The sequence below is a fragment of the Streptomyces regalis genome (assembly GCF_001509475.1).
GTDB lineage: Bacteria > Actinomycetota > Actinomycetes > Streptomycetales > Streptomycetaceae > Streptomyces > Streptomyces regalis.
On the sequence record NZ_LLZG01000376.1, the window covers coordinates 21,440 to 42,786 of the forward strand.

Sequence of the window (21,347 nt, forward strand, 5' to 3'; positions counted from 1 at the left end):
AGTGCCCGAATGACCGCCGTACCGGAGGCATTCGCGCGCGGCACCGTCGAACGCGAGGGAGAGTCCGGAGCGGGCTGGATCGCCGAACTGCCCGCCATCGTCGGCGAGTTGCTGGCCCGCTGGGGCTGCGTTCCGGACGGGGACGTGAGGCACGGCGGTGTCGGAATCATCGTCCCGGTACGGCACGAGGACCATGCCGCCGCCGTACTGAAGGTGTCGTTCCCCCACCCCGGCAACGTCCATGAGCCGGACGCGTTCGCGGTGTGGGGCGGGCGCGGGGCCGTGCTGCTGCACAAGCGCGACGACGAGCGGTTCGCGATGCTGCTCGAACGGGCATACGCGTCGACCCTGGCCGAGGTCGAGGACAACGACGAGGTCGTGGCGGTCGCCGGTCGGCTCAATCACCGGCTGGCCATCCCCGCACCGCCCACACCGCCCGGACTACCCCCACTGCCCCGGCTGCGCGAGCGGGCCGGCGTCTGGGAGGAGGAGTTGCGCAGAGACGCCGGGGAGCTGGAGCACCCGCTGCCGCGCCGGGTGCTGGACGCGGCTCTGGCAACCGTGCGTGAGCTGGGCGGCGATCGGCACAACCACACAGTCCGGGCAGCGCGGAGAAGCACCCGATGGCCTGCGCCGGGCGACAGGCCGCCAGCTGTTCTACCAGTTGGTCAAGTCGGCGAGGAGGTCACAATGGGGATCGTCGGGGGCTGGCTGCTGGTACTGCTCTTCGTGGATGAGCGTGGGCAGGGAGGCGATCAGCGCGGTGGACGTACCAGTCAGACGGATGTCCGCGCCGATGATGCCGGGCTGGTCGGGTCGCTGCACGTAAAGGCGCATCAGATTGTGGCCCAGCATCAGGAAGCCGATCAGAAAGGGGTACTCGTTGTCGCCTGGGTCGGACAGGGCCCGCAGGACGGTGAGCGCCTGGCCCTGTTCGGGCTCCGGGGCAGGGGTGATCTGCTCCGGGTGGAGACGGATGAGGGTCATTCCCATGGCTTCGCTGATGTCACTACTGCCGTAGAGCTGGGTTCCGGCCAGGACAGTGCGCAGGATGCCGGGGATGTAGTACGGGGCGACGGTGTCGTGGGGGATCTCGTAGAGGAAGGTGGCGCCTTCCTCGTCGTCTCCGGCGTGGATGGCGATCCGCACGGCGCCGGGAGTGGGCAGGACTCCGCGCAGGCGGCAGCCTTCGACGATGGGCGCGTTGAGGTAGTACAGCAGCAGGCGGCTGACGGCCGCCTGCTGCTGTCGGTCTTCGGGGTCCGTCACTGGTTCATCCATGCGGGGCACTTGTTGTTCGGCTGGTTACGGCAGAAGGCGTTGATGACGCCGATCTTCTGCCCCCGGCCGGCGTCGTACTTCCCGTCCTTGGTCTTTCGCGTGTACTGGACGATCACGACGAAGTTGACCTGCACAGGCCTGCCGCCGGTCCTGATGGCGACGCCGTCGTACTCAAGGCGCCCGTGACCGTCGTCACGATCGACTTTATCCTTGAGAGCGGCGTTAAGGATGGAACACTTCTTGATGTTGTGGCGGTGAGTGAAGTGGTTCCAGCCGAAATCAGAGTTGCCGAACCTGGTGACGATCTTGCGCCCGTCGTCATCGGTCGACGTGCATTTGACTCTCCTGTCCCAGGGGTTCGGCTGGGCCGGGTGCAGGGCCTGCGCGGGAGCCGCCGTACCGGACAGAAGTACCGCGGCGGACAGGACAGTTGTCGCTAATGCAATGATCTTCCTCATGGCGCGATCATGACATATCCGTCAGTGGACGCGCACCACACTTTTGGGACATGCCCGCCGCCGCACCAGACCCCCAGCCGAGGCATCGGACACTCGCCGCCCGGCGTGTCACGGATGGTGAGGCCGTCGTGCAGCGTCTTCGTGTTGGCACGCGCCTGGGACACCCTCATACTCGGAACACCGCCGCGGACACGGTGCCCTCTACGGCGGCCTCAATCAGGGACGGATCGACGTTGCCCGGTTGCGTCGCGCACTGGCCTCTCTGTCGTTGCCAAGGGCGGCGGACGGGTCGGATCGTGCTGGCCGCGGACGTCTCTCCGTGGCTGAGGCCGGACGCCCATACGTGCCCTGACCAGGCCTTCTGCCACCCCTTCGGTCGGGTGAGGGCAAGCACCAGATGGTGCTGCCCGGCTGGCCGTACTCGATCGTGGCCGCGCTGGAGACCGGCCGTACAACGTGGACGGCGGTGCTGGACGCGGTCCGCCTGGAGCCCGGCGCGAACGTCGCCGCAGTGACCACCGTCCAGATCCGCGAGGTCGTCGAGCAGCTCGTCGCCGCCGGGCAGTGGAAGCGTCATCCACGGCGATCTGCACGCCCGGAACATCCTGCGCGGCGACCGCGAGCCCTGGCTCGCTGTCGACCCCAAGGGGCTGGTGGGCGATCCCGCCTACGACGGCGGCACACTGCTGAAGTCCCGTGCCCTGCATCTCCTCGCGGCGGACGACCTGGACAAGGCCGTTCACCGGGTCCTGGACATCTTTGCCGAGTTCGCCGTACTTGATCGCGAACGCGTACGGCGCTGGGCACAGTTCCATGCTCTGCAGGCCGCGTTCCACGGCCGCCGCCACGGTTTCCGTATCTCCCGCGAAGGAGCACGGCGGGACCGGCTCGTCGAATTCGCCGACAGGTCGGCGGAGTTGCTCACCTAAGCTCATCCGGGCAGAGGCGGCCAAAGCGCGACAGACAGGCCCCGCCGAGCTGTCGATGTCCTGTCATCCTCACCTGATTCTGACCCTACCCGTGAGTTCTCTGGAATCTTCCTGGCTGTCAGACAGGGGCCGACCGGACCCGTCGGCCCCTGTGCACAGCACACAGGAGTGAGCCAACCCCCATGCGACTCATTCGCAAATCGGCAACATCGAAACTCAAGAAGAGCGCCCTGAGCATCGCCTCCGCCGCCCTCGCCATATCCGGCGTGCTGGCGGGGGCCGGTTCCGCCCAGGCGGCGGGCAACGGGCCCGGCGGCGCGACGAACATCCGGGGTACGGACCCCGGCAACACCGACCTGATGATCGAGCGGCTCTGCAACCAGGAGGGGAGCCTGACCGGCGTCTACGGCGCCTACAACGTCGACACCGGCGAGTTCAAGACGCAGGACGAGTACCTGCGGGACGTCTTCGGGCTGTGGGTGCCCGCCGGGCCGTGGGAGCTGTTCCGCGGCTGGTGCGGTTACGCCGAGGCGTCCACCTGGTCCACCAAGGGCGCGACGGTCCGTACCTCGCCGTGGATCGGCAACCGCGGTTCGAAGGACGACAAGGAGACCTTCGTCAGCAGCTACAGCACCAAGACATTCGCCAAGAAGAGCGTCGGCGGCACCATCGGTCTCTCCCTCGCCAAGAGCATCTTCTCGGGCAGCGTGGGCGGCAGCGCCGGCTACGAGTGGGGCTGGGAGAAGGAGTCCAAGTTCGAGCGCCGCAGCGAGAAGACCATCCCGCCGTGCACCCAGGTCGCCGTGACCTGGACGCCGTACCAGCGCGTGGTGCGCGTGAACCCGGTCTTCTACGTCGAGGACTACCAGTGGAACAAGGGTGACGGCGAGGTCACCACGCACACCTGGCGTGGCCGGGACGCAAGCTGGAAGACGATCTACTCCTACGGCTACTACATCGACGGCGTCTCCGACAAGCTCCTGCCCAACGGACAGCCCGACGGCCGCGAGGACAAGGTGGAGGAGAAGCTGAACCCGGGCACCTGCTCCAAGTAGGCGGGCTCCAGGCGCCACTTGGCGCACTTTCTCGCCGAAGGCGGCCGGGAAAGTGATCCACTTCCCGGCCGTTTCTCCTTACGCTTGAGGTGAGGGGGAGCCATGTTGAAGAACTCGTCACCGAAGATCGCCCTGTGGATCACCTTGGGTCTCTTGTTCACCGCCGGAGCCGTCTCGCTTCTCGTCGTGGCGGCGCCATCGAGGTCGGATGACTCTCCTAACTCCGGGGGCGGGGCGACCAGTTGGTACACCACGCAGCCGCCGTATACGGGTGACACCGAGGAGCCGACCGAGGAACCCACCGACCCGGGCGAGCCGGGCGACCCCCAGACCCCCGTCACCGTCGTGACCCAGACCGTCGTCGCGGTGAACCCGGGCGGCGGCGGAGGCGACGGCTCCGGCTCACTGATCGCGGCCTTCGGCTCCCTGCTGAGCGGCGCCGCAGCGGTCGGCACCCTGCTCCACGCCGTCCACCTGAGCCGGCAGAACCGCACCGCCACGGCAAGGGACGACGACGCGAGCCCGGCACCGTCCCCGCAGACACCGTCCCCGTAAGCGCCCCCAGAAAGCGCGTCCGAGCACGGCAACCTTTTCCGCGACTGCTCCGACAGGCAAGTGACGTGAACCCCCCACCACTTGACCTGATCGGAAGCAGCCGTGACTGAAACCCGCAACCGGCCCCGGCACCGCAGAAGCAGGACCGCGCTGGCGGTCGGTGTCCCCCTCGCTCTGACCGCCGCCGGCACCCTCGCCTACGGCACGGACCTCGGCCTCTTCGGCGCGGACGCCCAGCAGAAGGCGTCCGCCGCGACCGCCGCCGCCCCCGCCTGGGCCACCGCCGCCGCAGACGGCTTCGCGTCTCTCAACTCCCGTGGGCAGAACGGCACTTATGGTGGCCGCGACGGGCAGATCGTCACCGTCAAGACGCAGGCCGACCTGGAGAAGTACGCCACGGCCGCGGAGCCCTACGTGATCGTCGTCGCCGGGACCATCAACATGAACCCGGTCGGCAAGGAGATCAAGGTCCAGTCGGACAAGACCATCGTCGGGTCCGGGACGTCCGGGCACATCGTCGGTGGCGGCTTCTTCCTCGGCTCCGGCGTGCACAACGTGATCATCCGGAACCTGACCATCCGGGACGCGTACCAGGGCGTCTGGAACGACAAGGACCACGACTTCGACGCCGTCCAGATGGACGGCGCGCACCATGTGTGGATCGACCACAACGATCTGCGGCACATGGCCGACGGGCTCATCGACGTGCGCAAGGACAGCACGAACGTGACCGTGTCCTGGAACAGGCTGAGCAACGACAACAAGGCATTCGGGATCGGCTGGACGGACAACGTCGTCACCGACATCACCATCCACCACAACTGGATCCGCGAGACCGAGCAGCGCAATCCCTCCACCGACAACGCCGCCCACGCGCACCTCTACAACAACTTCCTGGAGGACGTGGCGGGGACGGACATCAAGTCGTCGTACGGCAACTACTCGCGCGGCAAGACCAAGATGGTGCTCGAGAACTCGTACTTCCAGGGCATCAACAACCCCGTCATCAAGGACGGCACCGCGACCCTCGTCCAGCGCGGCAGCGTCTTCTCCGGTACCAGCGGGCGGAACGAGAGCGGCGGTACGGCGTTCGACCCGAAGGCGTACTACTCGTACACGCTCGATGCGGCGGCGAACGTACCGTCGCTCCTCAAGTCGGGCGCCGGGCCCCGCAGTTCCATCGGCACGACGACTGCGGCGGCGGTCGGCACCAAGGCCGCGACGACCCTCACCGTCGCCAAGGACGGCAACGGGCAGTACACGTCCGTGCAGGCCGCCGTGAACGCCGTCCCCGCGAACAACGCCTCCCGGGTCGTGATCGCGGTCAAGCCGGGCACGTATCGCGAGGTCGTCAAGGTTCCCGCCAACAAGCCGCACGTCACCATCCAGGGCACGGGCGGCAGCCGTAAGGACACGGTGATCGTCTACAACAACGCGTCCGGCACGCCCAAGCCGGGCGGCGGTACCTACGGCACGGGCGGCAGCGCCACCGTCGCCGTCGAGGCGGACGACTTCCAGGCCCGCAACCTGACGATCAACAACGACTTCGACGAGAAGGCCAACCAGAACCTGAGCGGCCACCAGGCCGTCGCCCTGCGCACCGCCGCCGACAAGGTGTTCCTCGACGGCGTCATCGTCGGCGGCGACCAGGACACCCTGCTCGTGGACACCGCGTCCAAGGACAAGCTGGGCCGCGTCTACATGAAGAACTCCTACGTCATCGGCAACGTCGACTTCATCTTCGGCCGCGCGACCGCGGTGATCGACAGGTCCGTCATCACGCTGAAGAAGCGCTGGGACGGCACGTCGGCCGGGTACGTCACCGCGCCCAGCACGGCAGCGAACCGCAAGGGCATCCTCATCGCCAACTCCACGGTCAACGGCGACGTGTCCGACCGTTCCTTCTTCCTCGGCCGCAACTGGCACGCCGGCGGCGACGCGACCCTCGACCCGCAGACCACGGTCCGCAACACCACGCTGAGCGCCGCGATCAAGACCACCCCGTGGTCCGACATGGGCGGCTTCTCCTGGAAGGACGACCGCTTCGCCGAGTACAAGAACACCGGCGCGGGTGCCGGCAGCGCGAGCAGCGACCGGCCGCAGCTGACCGACGCCCAGGCCGGCGGGCAGGAGGTCGCCGACTGGTTGGGGGACTGGACGCCTACGGCGTCCTGACGCCGGGCAGGTCGCGCCGGTCGCGCTGGTCGCGCTGGTCAAGGAAGGCGCTCGGGAATCCCAAGAGCAGACCAACGTTCGATCACGGATCTCCCGCGCTTGCCCATGATTCAGCAACCTGAACGCTCAAAGGGATATTCGGGCATACGTTCCTCTCCGTGAACTCTGACAGAGCCGCCGGCTTCAAGCCGGCCATATCCACCCTGGCCCGGCGCGCACTCCTTCGCGCCGGGCTGACCGGAGCCGCAGCGCTGGGGACCACCGCCGCCCTGGGCACGGCCTCCGCCTCCGCGGCCCCCGCCGCCGGCTCCGGGCACCGCCCCGGCACCCCGGCGGAAGCCCTGCGTGAGCTCGCCGCGGGCAACCATCGCTGGCGCACCTTCTGCGAGCGGCACCCCGACGAGTCGCCCGCCGTGCGGCAGAGCCTGACGTCGGGTCAGCACCCCTTCGCCGTCGTCCTCGGCTGCATCGACTCCCGGGTTCCGCCGGAGCTCGTCTTCGACCAGGGCCTCGGTGACCTGATGACCGTGCGCTCCGCCGGCGAGGTCCTGGACGAGGCCGTGCTCGGCAGCGTCGCCTACGGCGTGCTCGAACTGGACATCCCGCTGGTCCTGGTGCTCGGGCACCAGTCGTGCGGCGCCGTGAAGGCCGCCGTCGCGGCGGACGAGTCGGGTGAGCGGCTGCCGGCCCACATCCAGTACATCGCCGACCAGATAGCCCCGAACATCGACCACACCAAGGACGGGGACGCCCGCGTCGACTCCACCATCGACGCCAACGTACGGGCCGTCCGCGCCCGCCTCGCCGCGGAGCCCGACCTCGCCGCCAAGGTGGCCGAGGGCAAGCTGGCCATCGTCGGCGCCCGCTACGAACTGACGACGCAGCGCGTCCACCGGGTCTGACGGTCCCGCCCGCCCGGCATGCTCGGCGTCAGTGGAAGCCGAGCATGCCGGGGAGTCGATGTCGACGGTGAGGACGCCGGGTGGGTAGTCGCCCTCCTGGCCCGTCACGGTGATCGACATGCAGCCGGTCCCCATCTGCGGGGTGGCGACGTACACGGCGTGACAGAGGTCGGGACCGCCCCAGCCTTCTGCGTGCAGGGAACCGACCCCTGCCGCCGCGATCCGGTCGAGCGGGGCGACCATGAGGCCGGGGAGCGCGAGCATGGACCTATTTCCTGCCGACCGCCAGCCCCGCCCCCTCCAGCCGCACCCTGATCCCGTCCTTCTCCACCCGCACATCCCGCAACCGCAGCTGCCCGCTCGGCGGCTCCGGCAGCCGGAAGCCCAGGGAGAGCTGGTCGGCGAGGACCGGGCGGGTGAGGCGGGGCAGGGCGTCGAGGAGGGCGGGGTCGAAGCCGAGGCGCTTGAGGAGGGCGGGGTGGTCGAGGGCCAGGTCGATGAGGTTGAGCTGCATCGCGCGGTGGGCGAAGCGCGGGGTGCCGGTCAGGTCGGTGAGCTTGTCCTCGTTGCGCAGGGCCGCGCGGACGACGGAGTCGGGGACCCCGAGGCGTCGTACGACAGCCGGGACCGACAGCAGCGCCTTCGCCTTGCGCGTCTCGTGGGCGATGCGGGCCACCGACGCGCGGCTGAGGTGCAGGCCCTCCGAGGCGCGGGCGCCGGGGCGGTAGGTCGCCAAGTCCCCGATGTCCGGGCGCATTCCGCCGATGTGCGTCGCGATGCCGCGGTCCCCCTCGCGCACGATCCGGGCCTCGGCACGCAGACGGAGGTCGTGCCCGGCGACCGGCAGCGTGCCGCGCGCCCGGACCCGGTCACGGCCCTCTCCGGTGAACGTGACCTGGGAGGCGCGGAGTTCGCGGTTGAGGTCCGCGAAGGAGAGGAGGACATCGCCCTCCAGCTTCGGAACGTCGGCGCCGCGCACCGACGCAGGGCCGTCGGTGTCCAGTCGTACGTCCCGTGCCGTCGCCGTCACCTGCGCCAGCGAGACCCGGTCGGCGGCCACGTCGGGGACGGTCACCTTGACCGAGTCCAGCCGCTCGTCGGCGGGCTGGGTGAGGAAGGTGTTGAAGGCTGCTGCCGGGAGTTTCGGCGTTCGTCAGCGGCTGTCAGTGGGCGTTGGTAGGTTCAGTGTTGGCCGGGTGGCGAAAGCCAAGCCATCCAGCCACAGTACACGCGCCCGTGGGCCACGGGCCCACCGTCGCCGGGAGTGGCTCGGAGACGTGAAACACTGCGTGGAGACCGTGTAAGACCCGGGACTTGTCCGGGCGGTGGTCGCTGAAGCGCGGACCGTAAGCCGCCCAGCTGGGCGGTACGGACCTTCCAGGCGGAGACGCCAGGATTGCCGAGAGCCACTGAGGCTCTTGGTAACGGGAACGCATCGGCCCATCCGGCCATGCGCACGCCCACCACCCGCAACCTCTACCGGAGGTTGCGGGTGGGGTCACGCCACTTCACGAACTGTTGAACCAGTGGACTACTGCACGACCGTGATCCGGTTCGCCGCCGGCGGCGCAATCGGGTTCGTGGCCGAGGAGTTGGCCGTGAGGTACTTCTCCAGCGCCGCCAGATCGTCGCCGCCGACCAGGTCGTTCGTGCCCTGGCCCAGCGTGGTGATGCCGTCGCCGCCGCCCGCGAGGAAGCTGTTGGTCGCGACACGGTAGGTGGCCGCCGGGTCGATGGCCGCCCCGTTCAGCTTGACGGAGTCGACGACGATCCGGTCCGCGCCGGTCTTGGTCAGGTCCAGCGTGTACGTCAGGCCCGACGACAGCTGCAGGATCTTCGGCGCACTCGCGTTCACGCCGCTCACCTGGTCCTTGAGGACCTGGATGAGCTGGGCACCGGTGAAGTCCTGCAGGTTCACGGTGTTGGAGAAGGGCTGCACGGTGAAGCCCTCGGCGTACGTCACCACACCGTCGCCCTCGCTGCCCTTGGCCGCGTAGGTCAGCGGTGCCCGGACGCCGCCCGGGTTCATCAGCGCCAGGTCCGTCTCCGGGTCCAGCTCCTTGCCGTACGCCAGCTGCGCGTCCGCGATGAGGTCACCCATCGGGGACTCGGTGCCGGTGCTGGGGATGTCGGCGGATATGTAACCGATGGCACGGTTGCCGATGGGCGCCGCAAGGGTGTTCCACTTGCTGATCAGCTCGGTCATGTCGGGCGCCTTGGCGACGTCCCGGGTGACCACGTGGTTCGCCGACTTCACGGCCGTACGGGCGATGTCGCCGGTGAAGCGGTCGTACGTCAGCGTCGTGTCCGTGTAGAGGCGGCCGAAGGACGCGGCCGAGGTGACCATGCGGGGCTTGCCCGACGGGTCGGGGATCGTGCACACGTACGCGGCGTGCGTGTGGCCGGTGACCAGCGCGTCCACCTGCGGCGTGATGTTCTTGGCGATGTCGACGATCGGGCCGGAGACGCCGTCGCCGGCGCCCGGGGAGTCGCAGTTGTAGTTGTACGAGCCGGAGGCGGGCATGCCGCCCTCGTGGATCAGCGCCACGATCGACTTCACGCCCTGTGCCTGGAGCACGCGCGCGTACTTGTTGATCGTCTCTACCTCGTCCTTGAACTTCAGGCCCTTGACGCCCTCGGCGGAGACGACGCCCGGGGTGTCCTCCAGGGTGACGCCGATGAAGCCGACCTTGATGCCGTTCTTCTTCCACACCCAGTAGGGCTTGAGGATCGGCTTGTTCGTCTTCTCGTCGAGGACGTTCGCGGCGAGGTACGGGAAGTCGGCGCCCTCGAACTCCTCGCCCTCGACGTAGCAGCCGGCCGTCGGGTGGCAGCCGCCCTTCTGCAGGCGGCCCAGTTCCCTGGCGCCCTCGTCGAACTCGTGGTTGCCGACCGAGGTGACGTCCAGGTCGAGCTTGTTCAGCGCCTCGATGGTGGGCTCGTCGTGGAAGAGGCCCGAGATCAGCGGGGAGGCGCCGACCATGTCACCGCCGGCCGCGGTGATGGAGTACTTCTTGCCCTCGCGGGCCTGGCGCAGGTGGGTGGCGAGGTACTCGACGCCGCCCGTCCCCTCGATGGTCTTCGTCGAGCCGTCCGGCTGGACCTCGGTGAGCCGGCCGGAGGAACCGGTCGGCGGCTCCAGGTTGCCGTGCAGGTCGTTGAAGGACAGCAGCTGGACGTCCTGGTAGCGGCTGTACGTGGATCCGCCGCCGTGCTTGGCGGAGCTCTCCTCCGCCGTCGCGGGGAGCGCCGCGGCCAGCGCGCCCGCGGTGGCGAGACCGGCGGCTCCGGCGAGGAGAAGGTGAGTACGGCGTCTGCGGCGCTGGTGCGCCTGTGACTCGGCTGGCATACGCCCCCCTGTGGGTCGAAAGTGACATGTCCCCGTCGCGCGCAGCCTAGAGTCAACGCGCGTAGCGCGACAGAGGGTTCATGGTTACTTTCTGGTTTCCCTTTGCCCGCCTCTTTGCCGCCACATTGCCGGGCGCTCCCTTTACCCTCGTACGCATGACCAGCGACGACACCGCATCCCCTCTCCCCTCCCGTTCCATCGAGACCCACTCCGCGCTCTCCCCGGAGCAGACCGAGGCCGTACTCGAACTGCTGGCGGAGGCCGCCCGGAACGACGGGCAGCAGGCGGTGTCCGAGCAGGGCCGGCTTCAGCTGCGCGGCGGCAAGCGCGAGGGCGTCTCGCATCTGCTGCTGAACGTCGCCGGCGAACTCGTCGGTTACGCCCAGCTGGAGGACACCGACCCGGTGGAGGCCCCGGCCGCCGAGCTGGTCGTCCACCCCTCGCACCGCGGCCACGGCCACGGCCGCGCGCTGGGCGCCGCCCTCCTCGCCGCGTCCGGCAAGCGGCTGCGGGTGTGGGCCCACGGGGGCCACGCCGCCGCCCGCCATCTCTCCCAGGTGCTCGGCCTCACGCTCTTCCGCGAACTGCGTCAGATGCGCCGCTCCCTGGCGGACCTTCAGCTGGCGGACCCGGTGCTCCCCGAGGGCGTGACGGTCCGCACCTTCGTGCCCGGCCAGGACGACGAGGCCTGGCTCGCCGTGAACGCCGCCGCCTTCGCCCACCACCCCGAGCAGGGCTCCCTCACCCAGCGCGACCTCGACGACCGCAAGGCCGAGCCGTGGTTCGACCCGGCCGGGTTCTTCCTGGCGGAACGCGAGGGCGAACTCATCGGCTTCCACTGGACGAAGGTCCACGCGCAGGAAGGGCTCGGCGAGGTGTACGTCCTCGGCGTCCGCCCGGGCGCGCAGGGCGGCGGCCTGGGCAAGGCCCTGACGACGATCGGGCTGCGCCATCTGGCCGCCCAGGGCCTGCCCACGGCGATGCTCTACGTCGACGCCGACAACAAGGCGGCGGTGTCGGTGTACGAGCGGCTGGGGTTCGTGACGTACGAGACGGACCTTATGTACCGGGCGGAGACGTGACACCGAACCGCACATAACTCTTGTAAGGGGCGGCACCCTTGACGTCGCCCCTTCTTTTCCACCACCCTTTCACTACTCAATTAGTGAAAGGGTGGTGGAACGGGATGGTCGAATACCGCATCGACCGGCGCTCCGGCGTCGCCACCTACGTGCAGATCGTCCAGCAGACCAAACAGGCGCTGCGCCTGGGCCTGTTGGAGCCGGGGGACAAGCTGCCGACGGCCCGTGAGGTCGTCGAGGCCACCGCCATCAACCCCAACACCGTCCTCAAGGCCTATCGCGAACTGGAACGCGAGGGCCTGGTCGAGGCGCGTCGGGGACTCGGCACGTTCGTACGGCGCGCACTGAGCACCGCGCCGGCCGACTCGCCCCTGCGCACCGAACTGGACGCGTGGGCCGTACGGGCCCGCGAGGCCGGGCTGGACCGCGACGACGTGGACGCTCTCTTCACCTCCGTACTCGAAACGCACTTCGAGCCGGACACGCACATCAGGCCGGACACGCACATGCAGCCGGACACGCACATCAAGGGGGACGAGTCATGACCGAGACCGCCATCGAGGCGGCCGCGCTGGGCAGGAAGTTCGGGCGGCACCGCAAGGTCGCCCTGGACGACTGCTCCTTCCGGCTCCCCGCAGGCCGCGTCTGCGCCGTCGTCGGGCCGAACGGCGCGGGCAAGTCGACCCTGCTCTCCCTCGCCGCCGGCCTGCTGCGCCCCACCGACGGCACGATCACCATCCTCGGCACGACCCCGGCGGCGGCCCGCGAGCGACTCGCGTACGTCGCCCAGGACAAGCCCCTGCACCCGCAGCTCACCGTCGCCGACACCCTGCGGCTGGGCCGCGAGCTGAACCCCCGCCGCTGGGACGCCCGGGTCGCCGAGCGCATCGTCGCCGAGGGCGACCTCACCGCGGACGCGAAGATCCGCACGCTCTCCGGCGGCCAGCGCACCCGCGTCGCACTCGCCCTGGCCCTCGGCAAGCGCCCCGAACTGCTGCTCCTGGACGAGCCGATGGCCGACCTCGACCCGCTGGCCCGGCACCAGCTGATGGCGGCGCTCATGGCCGACGCGGCCGAACACGGCACCACGGTTGTCATGTCCTCGCACGTCGTCGCCGAGCTGGACGGCGCCTGCGACCACCTCCTGCTGCTCGGCGCCGGCCGCATCCGCCTCGCCGGCCCGCTGGACGACCTGCTCGCCGCGCACCGGCTCGTCACCGGCCGGGCCGACGACTCCCTGGACCCGCACACCGTGGTCGAGTCCCGCACCACGGGACGCCAGCTCACCGCACTCGTACGCCCCGACGGCCCCCTCGGCGACGGCTGGCAGACCACCGCCCCCACCCTGGAGGAGCTGGTCCTGGCCCACCTGCGCGCCCCGGAGGCGCCGGCCCTGCGGCTCGACTCCGCGCGGGAGGCCGCCGTATGACCGCCGCCATGACCGTCGAGGCGCCCGTCGCCGTGACGCGTTCCCGTGGGCCGCGCGGCCTGCTCTGGGCGATGCTGCGGCTGCACCGCTCGGCGCTGTGGTTCTGGGTGATGCTGGTTGCCCTGACCGTCGGGGCCCTGCTCTGGGCGTACGGTCCCGGCGGGGACGCCGCGTGGGCCGAGTACCGGGCGGAGGGCTGTGCCGACCCGAACCCCGGCTTGGCCTGCGACTACAGCAGCCCCGCCTACCAGCGGTACAGCACCACGCTCTCCGTAGGCGCGAGCCTGCTGAACCTCGTACCGCTCCTCACCGCCGCCTGGGCCGGCGGCGCGCTCATCGGACGCGAACTGGAGGACGGCACCGCCCAGCTGGCCTGGACCCAGTCCGTCACCCCGGCCCGCTGGCTGGCCGCCAAGCTCGCCGTGCCCGCCGCCCTGCTCGTGCCGGGCACCCTGGCGTTCACACTGCTGCACCGCCTGGTGTGGTCGTCGGACGAAGAGCTACGGCGCACGTTCGCCTGGTACGAGTGGCACAACGACTCCGTGTTCCCGCTCAACGGCACCGTCGCCACCGCCTACCCCCTCCTCGGCCTCGCGGTCGGCGCCCTCGCGGCCCTGCTCGTGCGCCGCGCCCTGCCCGCCCTCGGCGCCGCGGTCCTGGGCCTGGCCATGCTCATGTACCCGCTCATCTCACTGCGCCCACGTCTGTGGCCGGTCGAGACCGTGACCACCAAGGGTGACTCCCCCGAGGCCGTCGGCATGATCGTCGACGAGGGCTCCCTCACCTCCACCGGCGCCCGTGTCCCGATCCCCGACTGCACCGGCGAGCCCGGCTGCTTCGCCACCCACGACATCGTCGGCTTCTACCGCGACTACCACCCGTCCTCCCACTTCTGGCCCCTCCAGCTCATGGAGACCGGCATCGTCCTCGCCGTCGCGGCCCTGGCGGTCCTGATCGCCTTCCGGCTGCTGAACCGCCGTACCGGAGCCGCCGTATGACCACCGCAATCCCCACTACGGCGACCCCGGCCACCGGCCGGCCGCCCCGCGGCCCCCGCGGCCTGACCTGGACCGTCCTGCGGCTGCACCGCTCGGCGCTGATCGTGTGGGCGGCCGTCGTCCTCGGCGGAGCGGCGGTACTGCTGTGGGCGTACGGCCCGGGTGCCGACGCGGCCCAGGCAGAGTGGGACCGGGTGTGCGCCGGCCGCGAGGCCTGCGTGTGGGGCGACCCGGTCTACGACTACGACCGCGTCTTCAGGGCCGCCGGGTTCGGCATCAACTGGCTCCCCGCGCTCGTCGCCGCCTGGGCGGGCGCCGCCCTCGTCGCCCGCGAGATGGAGAACGGCACCGCACGCCTCGCCTGGACCCAGGGCATCACCCCCACCCGCTGGCTGGCCGCCAAGCTCACCGTCCCGGCGGTCCTGGTCACGGCCGGCACGACTGTCCTCGTCCTCCTGCACCGCCTGGTGTCCGACGCGCACCCCCTCCCGCTGGGGCAGTGGTCCTGGTACACCGCCGACAACTTCCAGTCCAACGGCACCATCGCCATCGCCGCACCCCTGCTCGCCCTCGCCATCGGCGCCCTCGCGGGCCTGCTCCTGCGCCGCGCGCTCCCGGCACTCGCCGTCACCCTGGTCGCCACCGGCGCACTGGAGTCCCTCGCCACCGTCGCGAGCCGCAACCTGGTGCCCTGGGAGACCGCGCTCGGCACCCTGAAGACCGGCTACCAGTCACCGATGCACATCCTCTACGGCGACCAGGGCGCCCTGACCTCCACGGGCGCCCGCGTCCCCGACCCCCTGTGCACCGACGACGCCAAGTGCCTCGCGGCCCACGACATCGTCGGCTACTACACCGACTACCACCCCGCCTCGCACTTCTGGCCGCTCCACCTCGTCGAGACCGGCCTCCTGCTGGGCACCGCCGCACTGGCCACCGCCGCCGCCTTCTGGCTCCTGCGCCGCCGCATCGCCTGACGGCACACCGGACCGTCGGCCCCGCACGCCCCTCCACGGGGGGAGGGGCGTGCCTACCACTGGGCGCCGCCGCGCCGCCGCGCCGACCACCGCCGCCGCCTTCTGGCTCCTGCGCCGCCGCACCGCCTGACGGCACACCGGACCGTCGGCCCCACACGCCCCTCCACGGGGGGAGGGGCGTGCCTACCACTGGGCGCCGCCGCGCCGACCACCGCCGCCGCCATCTGGCTCCTGCACCGCCGCACCGCCTGACGGCACACCGGACCGTCGGCCCCGCACGCCCCTCCACGGAGGAAGGACGTGCCCACCACTGGGCGCCACCGCCCCGGCCAGCGGTCAGCGCCATCTGACTCCTGCACCGCCGCACCCCGTAGATTCCCGCCGCACGTCCCTCCACGGGGGGGAGGGACGTGCGGCAGGGCTGCCGACAGTGCGGACTGGCCAAGCCCAGCCCGAAGCCCACCAGGTGCTGCCCTCGGCAGGCCGGTCAGTCGCTCAGGGGCACGGCCGCCGCCGAGGCGCCCGCTCAGGACGACGCGGATGCGGACCGCGCTTCGACCGACGGCGGCCGCGAAGCCACCCCGGCAACTGCAGCAGCCGTAAAGGCACCCCCCCCTCCGGGGGCCGAGTGCCGCAAGGCGTGCGCAGGCGCGCAGGCGGACGTTCCGGTATGTAGACGCCCGCGAGCCGCCCCCCGCTATCCCACACGCCATGTCTCCGTAACCATTGGTTCAGACGGGCTTGCGACGCTCAGCCAATGACGCCCGCCGCGCCAGAGCCTGCGCCGCCCACGGGAGGGAACGCGAGGAACGGGGACGCACGACACCTCCCCACCACGCTCCCGCCCGCGCTTTCCGACGCGCCCATAAGCCTCGCCGCGCGGAACAATGGGCATATGAGCCAGTCCACGAACGCCCAGGCACAGGTCCAGCACGCCCAGCCCTCCGTCGGCTCCATAGCGGCCCACCGCCCGCACACGGTCACTTCGGCGGCGGTCGTCTCCGAACTGGAGCCCGACATCGATGCCGACCTCGACGCGTACGAGGCCTCCGAGATCGACGGTGTCCAACTGCCCCAGGGCCGTTTCCTGGACCGTGAGCGCAGCTGGCTCGCGTTCAACGAGCGCGTCCTCGAACTCGCCGAGGACCCGAACACCCCGCTTCTCGAACGGGCGAACTTCCTGGCGATCTTCGCCAGCAACCTGGACGAGTTCTTCATGGTCCGCGTGGCCGGTCTGAAGCGCCGTATCGCCACCGGGGTGGCGACGCGTTCCGCCTCCGGTCTCCAGCCCCGCGAGGTCCTGGAGATGATCTGGGCCCGCTCCCGCGAGCTGATGGCCCGGCACGCCGCCTGCTACCACGAGGACGTCGCCCCCGCGCTCGCGGAGGAGGGCATCCACCTGGTCCGCTGGAACGAGCTGCAGGAGAAGGAGCAGGCCCGCCTCTTCACGCTCTTCCGGCACCAGATCTTCCCGGTCCTGACCCCGCTGGCGGTCGACCCGGCGCACCCGTTCCCGTACATCTCCGGCCTGTCCCTGAACCTGGCCGTGCGCGTACGGAACCCCGTCACCGGCACCCCGCACTTCGCCCGCGTCAAGGTGCCCCCGCTGCTCTCCCGCTTCCTGGAGGCCTCCCCCGGCCGGTTCGTCCCGCTGGAGGACGTCATCGCCGCGCACCTGGAGGAGCTGTTCCCGGGCATGGAGGTCCTGGAGCACCACGCCTTCCGGGTCACCCGCAACGAGGACCTGGAGGTCGAGGAGGACGACGCCGAGAACCTGCTCCAGGCCCTGGAGAAGGAGCTCATGCGGCGCCGCTTCGGGCCGCCGGTGCGCCTGGAGGTCGAGGAGAACATCAACCAGGAGGTCCTGGACCTGCTGGTACGCGAGCTGAAGATCAGCGAGGCCGAGGTCTACCCGCTGACCGGCCCCCTGGACCTCACCGGCCTCTTCCGCATCGCCTCCATCGACCGTCCCGAGCTGAAGTACGCGAAGTTCGTCGCGGGCACCCATCGCGATCTCGCCGAGGTCGAGTCGGCGTCCGCGCCGGACATCTTCGCCGCCCTGCGCAACCGGGACGTGCTGCTGCACCACCCGTACGACTCCTTCTCCACCTCCGTGCAGGCGTTCCTGGAGCAGGCGGCCGACGACCCGGACGTCCTGGCGATCAAGCAGACCCTGTACCGCACCTCCGGCGACTCCCCCATAGTCAACGCGCTCATCGACGCCGCCGAGGCCGGCAAGCAGGTCCTCGTCCTGGTCGAGATCAAGGCCCGCTTCGACGAGCACGCCAACATCAAATGGGCGCGCAAGCTGGAGGAGGCCGGCTGCCATGTCGTGTACGGCCTCGTCGGCCTGAAGACCCACTGCAAGCTGTCGCTGGTGGTCCGCCAGGAGGGCGAGACGCTACGGCGCTACAGCCACGTCGGCACCGGCAACTACCACCCGAAGACGGCGCGGCTGTACGAGGACCTCGGCCTGCTGACCGCGGACCCGCAGGTGGGCGCGGACCTGTCCGACCTGTTCAACCGTCTGTCCGGCTACTCGCGCCGGGAGACGTACCGCCGTCTGCTCGTGGCCCCCAAGTCCCTGCGCGACGGCCTGATCTCGCGGATCAACAAGGAGGCGCAGCACCACCGTGCCGGGCGTCCCGCCTACGTCCGCATCAAGGTCAACTCGATCGTCGACGAGGCGCTCATCGACGCCTGCTACAGCGCGTCCCAGGCGGGCGTGCCGGTCGACATCTGGGTCCGCGGCATCTGCGCGATCCGGCCGGGCGTGACGGGACTGTCGGACAACATCCGCGTCCGCTCGGTCCTCGGCCGCTTCCTCGAGCACTCCCGGGTCTTCGCCTTCGGCAACGGCGGCGAACCCGAGGTGTGGATCGGCAGCGCCGACATGATGCACCGCAATCTCGACCGTCGTATAGAAGCCCTGGTCAGGGTCACCGACCCGGCCCACCGCGCCGCGCTCAACCGGCTCCTGGAGACCGGTATGTCCGACACCACCGCGTCCTGGCACCTCGGTCAGGACGGCGAGTGGACCCGGCACGCGATGGACGCGGACGGCCAGCCCCTGCGCAACGTCCAGGAGATGCTCATAGACGCCCGGAGGCGCCGGCGTGGTACAGCAACACCTTGATCCGACGGACCCCACGGCCGGGGCGGTGACGGGGGACGCCCTCGCGGGCTACCTGCGCGCCCAGGCCACGGAGTTCCTCCGAGCCCTGCGCCTGCACCGGGAGACCGGCGGCGACGGGGGTTCCCCCGCTCGAGCGAAGGCGAGAGTGGGGGAGTCCAACGGCTTGGAGGAGTCCGTCGACGCGGCCCGGGCCCTGCGCCGCTCGGCCCGCCGCATCAGCGCCAGCCTGCACACGTTCCGCCCCTTGCTGGACGCCGACTGGTCGGAGGCCATCCGCCCCGAGCTGGCCTGGCTCTCGGGAACGCTGGCGATGGAACACGCCTACGCGGCCCGCCTGGAACGCCTGCTGCTGGCGCTGCACCGCCTGTCGGGGGCGACGGTACTGCCGACGCAGACGGGGGCGGGCGGCGTGTCCGGTGCCGGCGCGGGCAACGGCGCGGCCGAGACAGCCGCGGGCAGTCGTGCCGCTGGGTCGGCGCCCGTCCCGCAGAAAGCGGAACCCGGCAACGCCGGCCACCCCACCCACCCGGCGGCCACCCCGGAGCGCGGCAACCTCACAGTTGGCGCGGCCAAAGCAGGCGCCCTGCTCGAACGCCAGCTCACCCTCGCCCGGACCCGAGCCCACAGCACCGCCCTCCAGGCCCTCGGAAGCAGCCGCTTTCACGCCGTGGCCGACAACATCGCCGTACTGGCCAGCGAGGTCCCCCTGACCGCCGCCGCGGCCACCGCCGACCTGTGCCCCCTCGCGGGCGCCGCCGAGGAGCGGCTCACCGACGCGGTCGCTGCGCTGCCCTTAATGACCGCCGGCCACCCCTACAACGCCGAGGCCCTGATCCACGGTCTGTCCCCGGACCCGGCCCCGCATCCGCAGGACGCGCCCTGGCACCAGGTCCGCCTGCTGCTGCGCCTGCACCGCTACGCCCGTGAGGTCCTGCGCGGCGCGGGCGGTCCGGTGGACGTACGGCTGCTGACCGCCGGCCAGGCCCTCAACCGGCACCGTGACGCCTCCGAGGCGGCCGCGGCCGCGGCCCAGGCCGCCCGCACCCCGCGTATCGCCCCGGCGACGGCCTACGCCCTCGGCGTGCTCCACGCCGACCAGCGGCACGAGGTGGAGGCAGCGCGGTTCGCGTTCCAGCAGTCCTGGCAGATCCAGACGGTGGGCAGGCCCTGAAGGAGGCATACCCCGGTGACTCACGCGAATGACCTGACCACCGTCCACGCGGCGGGCTGCGTCCTGTGGCGCCGATCGCCGGTAGACGGTCAGCTGGAGATATGCCTGATCCACCGGCCGAAGTACGACGACTGGTCCCACCCCAAGGGCAAGCTCAAGCGCGGCGAGGCCCCCCTCGCCGGTGCCCTGCGCGAGGTCGCGGAGGAAACGGGCCACTCGGCCCGGCCGGGCGCCGCGCTGCCGACGCTGCGGTACCAGGCGAACGGCCGCCCCAAGGAGGTCCGCTACTGGGCGGCCGAGGCCGGCCCCGGCACGTTCGCCCCGACCGACGAGGTGGACCGCCTGCTGTGGCTCTCCCCCACGGCCGCGCGGGGCCGCCTGACCCAGCCGAGGGACCGCGACCTCGTGGACGCCCTGCTGCAGTCGCTGCGCCCGGCATAGCCCGACGCACCCCCACAAAGCCTCGGAATACACCCGTGTCCTCAACGTGAGCGTTCCGTGACCTCACCGCACCGTCCCCAGGGGTTCACCCCTCGTTCATTTACGCCCTTCGGCGCCTTCACCTGTCCTGCCTAATTTCGGCCTTGCACGATGACGGACCGCGCCCCGGGGGGACGTGTCCGCATCAACCATTCTTCGCACGCCGCCGAATTTCAGGACGGCGGCTCCTGGAAGGAACTCCCTCAAGTGAAGCTTCAGCGCAAGAACCGGCGCGTCCTCGCTCTCGGCGCTCTCGCCGTCTCCGGCGCCCTGGCCCTCACGGCGTGCGGCTCCGACGACACCAGCAACGGCGGCGACGCTTCCGCCCCCGCCCAGGCCGGCAACATCAAGTGCGACGACGCCAAGGGCCAGCTGCTCGCCGACGGCTCCTCCGCGCAGAAGAACGCGATCGACGCCTGGGTCGCGCAGTTCACCGCCGCCTGCAAGGACATCCAGATCAACTACAAGGGTGGCGGCTCCGGCGCCGGTGTCACCGCGTTCACCCAGGGTCAGGTCGCCTTCGCCGGCTCCGACTCCGCGCTGAAGCCCGAAGAGGTCACCGCCTCCAAGGAGATCTGCAAGGGCGGCCAGGGCATCAACCTCCCGATGGTCGGCGGCCCGGTCGCGGTCGGTTACAACGTCTCGGGCGTCGACGACCTGGTCCTGGACCCCTCGACGATCGCCAAGATCTTCGACAGCAAGATCACCAACTGGAACGACCCGGCGATCGCGAAGCTGAACCCCGGCGTGAAGCTTCCCGACCTCAAGATCCAGGCGTTCCACCGCTCGGACGAGTCCGGTACCACGGACAACTTCACCAAGTACCTGATCGCCACGGCCGAGAAGGACTTCCCGTACGAGGGCGGCAAGGCCTGGCAGGCCAAGGGCGGCCAGTCCGCTCCGCAGTCCTCCGGTGTGGCCCAGCAGGTGAAGCAGACCAACGGCGCCATCGGCTACTTCGAGCTGTCGTACGTCAAGGAGAACATCAAGGCGGTCAAGCTCGACACCGGCGCCGCCGAGCCGGTCGAGGCCAACATCGAGAACGCCACCAAGGCCATCGCCGCCGCCAAGCGCGTCGGCACCGGCGCGGACTACGCGCTCGAGCTGGACTACAACACCAAGGCCGACGGTGCCTACCCGATGGTCCTGGTGACGTACGAGATCGTCTGCGACAAGGGCAACAAGGCGGAGACCCTGCCCGCCACCAAGGCCTTCCTCAACTACATCGCCTCCGAGGACGGCCAGAAGATCCTCACGGAGAACGACTACGCCCCGATGCCGACCGAGATCATCACCGAGGTCCGCAAGACCATCGAGGGCCTGAGCTGACCTGAGTGCGGTCCGGTCCGGGGCCCGAAACCCCGGACCGG

16 protein-coding genes and 4 pseudogenes are annotated in these 21,347 nt (G+C 70.4%); 16 read left to right on the top strand and 4 right to left on the bottom strand.

Going from position 1 to position 21,347, the window contains the following annotated elements:
- Positions 1–9: 9 nt before the first annotated feature.
- Positions 10–546 (top strand): annotated as a pseudogene (locus tag ADL12_RS51510) (aminoglycoside phosphotransferase family protein); the annotation flags it as partial.
- 111 nt (positions 547–657) lie between these two features.
- On the opposite strand, the gene ADL12_RS55185 reads toward ADL12_RS51510, so the two are convergent.
- Positions 658–1,269: a hypothetical protein gene (locus ADL12_RS55185; protein WP_062711019.1), complete on the bottom strand. Its 612-nt coding sequence runs from the start codon at positions 1,267–1,269 to the stop codon at positions 658–660.
- Positions 1,266–1,739, bottom strand: coding sequence for a hypothetical protein (locus tag ADL12_RS37085; protein WP_062711021.1), 474 nt, complete (start codon positions 1,737–1,739; stop codon positions 1,266–1,268). Before ADL12_RS37085 ends, ADL12_RS55185 begins: the two co-directional genes overlap by 4 nt.
- Before the next feature lie 175 nt (positions 1,740–1,914).
- Between ADL12_RS37085 and ADL12_RS57145 the strand changes: the two are divergent.
- The 6 genes and pseudogenes from ADL12_RS57145 to ADL12_RS37110 form a co-directional block, all read left to right on the top strand.
- Positions 1,915–2,307, top strand: a pseudogene (locus ADL12_RS57145) (transposase); the annotation flags it as partial.
- 1 nt (position 2,308) lies between these two features.
- Positions 2,309–2,668 (top strand): annotated as a pseudogene (locus ADL12_RS37090) (aminoglycoside phosphotransferase family protein); the annotation flags it as partial.
- Positions 2,669–2,850: 182 nt separating this feature from the next.
- Complete coding sequence (locus tag ADL12_RS37095) at positions 2,851–3,723, top strand: hypothetical protein (protein WP_062711023.1); 873 nt, start codon at positions 2,851–2,853, stop codon at positions 3,721–3,723.
- A gap of 102 nt (positions 3,724–3,825) precedes the next feature.
- A complete protein-coding gene (locus ADL12_RS37100) occupies positions 3,826–4,278 on the top strand; it encodes a hypothetical protein (RefSeq protein ID WP_062711026.1) in 453 nt (150 codons plus the stop codon).
- A gap of 102 nt (positions 4,279–4,380) precedes the next feature.
- A complete protein-coding gene (locus tag ADL12_RS37105; RefSeq protein ID WP_062711029.1) occupies positions 4,381–6,453 on the top strand; it encodes a pectinesterase family protein in 2,073 nt (690 codons plus the stop codon).
- Positions 6,454–6,611: 158 nt separating this feature from the next.
- Positions 6,612–7,355, top strand: a complete 744-nt coding sequence (locus tag ADL12_RS37110; protein ID WP_062711032.1) for a carbonic anhydrase — start codon at positions 6,612–6,614, stop codon at positions 7,353–7,355.
- 268 nt (positions 7,356–7,623) lie between these two features.
- On the opposite strand, the pseudogene ADL12_RS37115 reads toward ADL12_RS37110, so the two are convergent.
- A pseudogene (locus tag ADL12_RS37115) lies at positions 7,624–8,472 on the bottom strand (LmeA family phospholipid-binding protein); the annotation flags it as partial.
- A 414-nt stretch (positions 8,473–8,886) separates the two neighbouring features.
- Entirely contained in the window at positions 8,887–10,704 is a 1,818-nt protein-coding gene (locus ADL12_RS37120; RefSeq protein ID WP_062711035.1) for a bifunctional metallophosphatase/5'-nucleotidase, read from the bottom strand.
- 155 nt (positions 10,705–10,859) lie between these two features.
- On the opposite strand from ADL12_RS37120, the gene mshD reads away from it, so the two are divergent.
- The 9 genes from mshD (at position 10,860) to pstS (ending at position 21,306) form a co-directional block, all read left to right on the top strand.
- On the top strand, positions 10,860–11,786 hold the full coding sequence (mshD, locus tag ADL12_RS37125) for a mycothiol synthase (protein WP_062711038.1): 927 nt from the start codon (positions 10,860–10,862) through the stop codon (positions 11,784–11,786).
- A 104-nt stretch (positions 11,787–11,890) separates the two neighbouring features.
- On the top strand, positions 11,891–12,331 hold the full coding sequence (locus tag ADL12_RS37130) for a GntR family transcriptional regulator (protein ID WP_063806779.1): 441 nt from the start codon (positions 11,891–11,893) through the stop codon (positions 12,329–12,331).
- Positions 12,328–13,215 (top strand): ABC transporter ATP-binding protein, encoded by an 888-nt coding sequence (locus ADL12_RS37135; RefSeq protein WP_062711041.1) that lies wholly within the window; start codon positions 12,328–12,330, stop codon positions 13,213–13,215. Before ADL12_RS37130 ends, ADL12_RS37135 begins: the two co-directional genes overlap by 4 nt.
- On the top strand, positions 13,212–14,213 hold the full coding sequence (locus ADL12_RS37140; RefSeq protein WP_062711044.1) for a hypothetical protein: 1,002 nt from the start codon (positions 13,212–13,214) through the stop codon (positions 14,211–14,213). Before ADL12_RS37135 ends, ADL12_RS37140 begins: the two co-directional genes overlap by 4 nt.
- Positions 14,210–15,190, top strand: a complete 981-nt coding sequence (locus ADL12_RS37145) for a hypothetical protein (protein ID WP_062711047.1) — start codon at positions 14,210–14,212, stop codon at positions 15,188–15,190. Before ADL12_RS37140 ends, ADL12_RS37145 begins: the two co-directional genes overlap by 4 nt.
- 757 nt (positions 15,191–15,947) lie before the next feature.
- Positions 15,948–18,326 carry an RNA degradosome polyphosphate kinase gene (locus ADL12_RS37150; protein WP_079052476.1) on the top strand — a complete coding sequence of 793 codons (2,379 nt, stop codon included), beginning with the start codon at positions 15,948–15,950 and terminating at the stop codon, positions 18,324–18,326.
- Positions 18,307–19,497, top strand: coding sequence for a CHAD domain-containing protein (locus ADL12_RS37155; RefSeq protein WP_062711053.1), 1,191 nt, complete (start codon positions 18,307–18,309; stop codon positions 19,495–19,497). Before ADL12_RS37150 ends, ADL12_RS37155 begins: the two co-directional genes overlap by 20 nt.
- Before the next feature lie 15 nt (positions 19,498–19,512).
- Positions 19,513–19,938 carry an NUDIX hydrolase gene (locus ADL12_RS37160; protein WP_062711055.1) on the top strand — a complete coding sequence of 142 codons (426 nt, stop codon included), beginning with the start codon at positions 19,513–19,515 and terminating at the stop codon, positions 19,936–19,938.
- Positions 19,939–20,184: 246 nt separating this feature from the next.
- Positions 20,185–21,306, top strand: coding sequence for a phosphate ABC transporter substrate-binding protein PstS (gene pstS / locus ADL12_RS37165; protein ID WP_062711058.1), 1,122 nt, complete (start codon positions 20,185–20,187; stop codon positions 21,304–21,306).
- Positions 21,307–21,347: the final 41 nt, after the last annotated feature.